Here is a 2,779-nt window from a genome sequence, read left to right as displayed (position 1 = left end):
GTGCCGCGCCGGGCCGTCGTACCGGTGTGGCGCCGGCCCTGGGTGGTGCTCGGCGGCGACACCTTCGCCGGGGACGTGCTGCGCCGGCTCGGCGTGGCGAACCTCTACGCCGACGACGCCGAGCGGTACCCGCGCCCGGACCTCGACGCGCTGCGCGCCCGGGAACCCGACCTGGTCGTGCTCCCCGACGAGCCGTACGCGTTCACCTCCGCCGACGGCCCGGAGGCGTTCCCCGGCACGCCCTGCGCGCTGGTCTCCGGCCGCCACCTCACCTGGTACGGCCCGTCGCTGGCGGAGGCGCCCGAGCTGCTGGCCGCCCAGCTCGCCGACCCGGTGACCCACCGGGCCTAGACCCGGGGTGCGGCCCCGGGTCCAGGCCGCGAATCAGGCGACCGGGGTGACCCGGCCCGGGGGCAGCTCGACCAGGACGGTGTCGTCCACGTCGTACCCGATGGTGTCGACCACCCGGACCACGCCGCTGACCTGCCCGGCGAGCCGGACCGCGAGGTCGGCGGCGCTGCGCCGGTCCAGCCGGCCGTCCAGGGTCACCGCACCGTCGCGGACCCGCACGGTGACCAGCCCGTCCCGCACGGCGAGCACCCGCCGCAGCACCTCCTGCACCACGTCGGCGCGGATCTCCGCGTCGCTGCGCAGGTGCACCCGGAGCAGGTCGCCGCGGGTCACGATGGCGACCAGCCGGCCGAGGTCGTCGAGCACGGGCAGCCGCTTGACCACCTCCCGGTCCATCAGCCGGGCCGCGGCCGGCAACGGTGACTCCGGGTACGTGGTGACCGCCGGGGCGGTCATCAGCTGGATCTTCCTCTGGGCGTTCCTGGACAAGGCCTTCGGCCTCGGCCACGAGACCGAGGCGAAGAACGCCTGGATCAACGGCGGCAGCCCGACCAAGGGGTTCCTCACCTTCGGCGCGGCCGGCCCGTTCATGGGCATCTACCAGGACATCGCCGGCGCGACCTGGGCCGACTGGCTGTTCATGGCCGGTCTCGCCGGGATCGGCGTGGCGCTGCTGCTCGGCATCGGGATGCGACTCGCCGCCACGACCGGCGCGCTGCTGATGGTGCTCATGTGGACCGCCGTCCTGCCCCCCGAGAACAACCTCTTCATGGACGACCACCTGATCTACGCCGCGGTGCTCGCCGGTCTGGCCCTGGTGGGCGCGGGCAACACCCTTGGCCTCGGTGGGGTCTGGGCGAACCTCCCCGTCGTCCGGAAGTACGGCTGGCTGAAGTGACCGCACCGGCCCGCAGGGGGCGCCACCGACCGGTGCGCCCCCTGCGGCGTGTCCGGGTCCGCGACGGCGCGCCCGGCGCGTCGTCGTCGGGACTGCCGGGGATCGGTGAGTCACGATCCGGCAGGATCGGAACCGACCGGACGATCGAGCCAGAACGGCAGGAGATCAGCAGATGAACATGCCCCAGGCAGGCAAGCCCGAGATCGGCCCGATCGAGGGCGCGCCCCCGGCCGACCTCGTCATCGAGGACATCACCGTGGGCGACGGCCCGGAGGCCCAGCCCGGCCAGCTCGCCAACGTCCACTACGTCGGGGTGTCCCACTCCACCGGGCGCGAGTTCGACGCGTCCTGGAACCGGGGCGAGGCGTTCGAGTTCCCGCTCGGCGGCGGCCAGGTCATCGCCGGCTGGGACCAGGGCGTGGTCGGCATGAAGGTCGGCGGCCGGCGCCGGCTGACCATCCCGCCGCACCTGGGCTACGGCAGCCGTGGCGCCGGCGGCGTCATCAAGCCGAACGAGACGCTGGTCTTCGTCGTCGACCTGCTCGGCGTCCGCTGACCGGAGGCGGGGTCGTCGCGCCGTGCCGGCGGCCCGCGCCATCGGGGTGCACGGGTCGGTGCCGTGTTGGCGGCCCCGCGCCATCGGGGTGCAGCGGTCGGCGCCGTGTTGGCGGCCCCGCGCCATCCGATGCAGGGTCGGCGCCGTGGCGGCGGCGCCGCGCCATCGGGTGCGGGGTCGGTGCCGTGACCGGCGGGGTCGCGCCTCAGGCGCAGGCGACCAGCTCGCCGCGGGGGCAGGGCGGTGCGGGGGAGGCTCTGCACGACGGGAACGACCCGGTGCAGGCCGGTGGCCCGCAGCACCCGGGCGACCACCGGATCCGGGTCGGCCAGCACGAGCTCGCCACCCCGGGCCCGCACCCGCAGGTGCGCGGCGACCAGCGCGCGGACCCCGGCGGCGGAGAGCAGCCGGACACCGGAGAGGTCGACCCGCAGCACCGGCCGCGCCGGCGCGGCCCACAGCGCGGCACGCAGCACACCGACCGAGGCGACGTCGACCTCGCCGACCACTCGCACCCCGACCACGTCGTCACCCACGCTGAGCTGCACGTGGAGCCGGTCACCCCGCTGTCCCATACGGACGAATCTAGCCCCGGCCACCGACATTTCCGCCGTCCGAAGGACCGAATCCGGGTACGCCCAGGGTCGCCCCCGGGGGAGTCCCCGATCCGTCTCAGGGACGATGCGCCGCCGGCGCGACACGCCCGGCGAGGGGACGGGACCGGGATCGGCGGGTGACAATGACCCGATGGTCGTCCCGCGCCAGCGCCCCCGCCCGCCCCGCCTGATCCGGCCCGTCCGCGAGCCGGCCACCGTCCCGCCCCCGCTGACCGGGGTGTGGGCGGCCACCGACCGGCGGCTCGACACGGTCGAGCTGCTGCCCCTGCCGCCCGGCGCGCACGGGCCGGAGGGACGTGCTGGTGGACCCGGACGGGCGGGTGGTCAGCGGCGACGAGGAGGCCGGCTCTGGTGGTG

General features: G+C 75.6%; 5 protein-coding genes and 1 pseudogene. 4 read left to right on the top strand and 2 right to left on the bottom strand.

The annotated features are described in order from the left end of the window. Positions 1-351 (top strand): helical backbone metal receptor (locus JNW89_RS33585; protein ID WP_238452104.1); only part of this gene is annotated, 351 nt, incomplete at its 5' end. Positions 352-384: 33 nt separating this feature from the next. On the opposite strand, the gene JNW89_RS33580 is transcribed toward JNW89_RS33585, so the two are convergent. Further along, positions 385-807 (bottom strand): CBS domain-containing protein, encoded by a 423-nt coding sequence (locus JNW89_RS33580; RefSeq protein WP_238452103.1) that lies wholly within the window; start codon positions 805-807, stop codon positions 385-387. Here JNW89_RS33580 and JNW89_RS33575 point away from each other — a divergent pair. Both JNW89_RS33575 and JNW89_RS33570 read left to right on the top strand, forming a co-directional pair. Further along, positions 728-1,249 (top strand): hypothetical protein, encoded by a 522-nt coding sequence (locus JNW89_RS33575; RefSeq protein WP_375155181.1) that lies wholly within the window; start codon positions 728-730, stop codon positions 1,247-1,249. The genes JNW89_RS33580 and JNW89_RS33575 overlap by 80 nt on opposite strands. 178 nt (positions 1,250-1,427) lie before the next feature. Continuing rightward, positions 1,428-1,805: an FKBP-type peptidyl-prolyl cis-trans isomerase gene (locus tag JNW89_RS33570; RefSeq protein ID WP_238452105.1), complete on the top strand. Its 378-nt coding sequence runs from the start codon at positions 1,428-1,430 to the stop codon at positions 1,803-1,805. On the opposite strand, the gene JNW89_RS39395 is transcribed toward JNW89_RS33570, so the two are convergent. Then, positions 1,724-2,380 (bottom strand): STAS domain-containing protein, encoded by a 657-nt coding sequence (locus tag JNW89_RS39395; RefSeq protein WP_238452102.1) that lies wholly within the window; start codon positions 2,378-2,380, stop codon positions 1,724-1,726. The genes JNW89_RS33570 and JNW89_RS39395 overlap by 82 nt on opposite strands. Positions 2,381-2,552: 172 nt before the next feature. Here JNW89_RS39395 and JNW89_RS33560 point away from each other — a divergent pair. Further along, positions 2,553-2,779, top strand: a pseudogene (locus JNW89_RS33560) (strictosidine synthase); the annotation flags it as partial.

Source organism: Micromonospora sp. 4G55 (assembly GCF_016803375.1).
Note: the sequence above shows the minus strand (reverse complement) of the source record. Positions and strands in the feature narration are given on the sequence as shown.

Excerpts from the sequence above, each read along its gene's own strand:
- JNW89_RS33580 (WP_238452103.1), bottom strand. The coding sequence starts at position 807 with ATGACCGCCCCGGCGGTCACCACGTACCCGGAGTCACCGTTGCCGGCC.
- JNW89_RS33570 (WP_238452105.1), top strand. The coding sequence starts at position 1,428 with ATGCCCCAGGCAGGCAAGCCCGAGATCGGCCCGATCGAGGGCGCGCCC.
- JNW89_RS39395 (WP_238452102.1), bottom strand. The coding sequence starts at position 2,380 with ATGGGACAGCGGGGTGACCGGCTCCACGTGCAGCTCAGCGTGGGTGAC.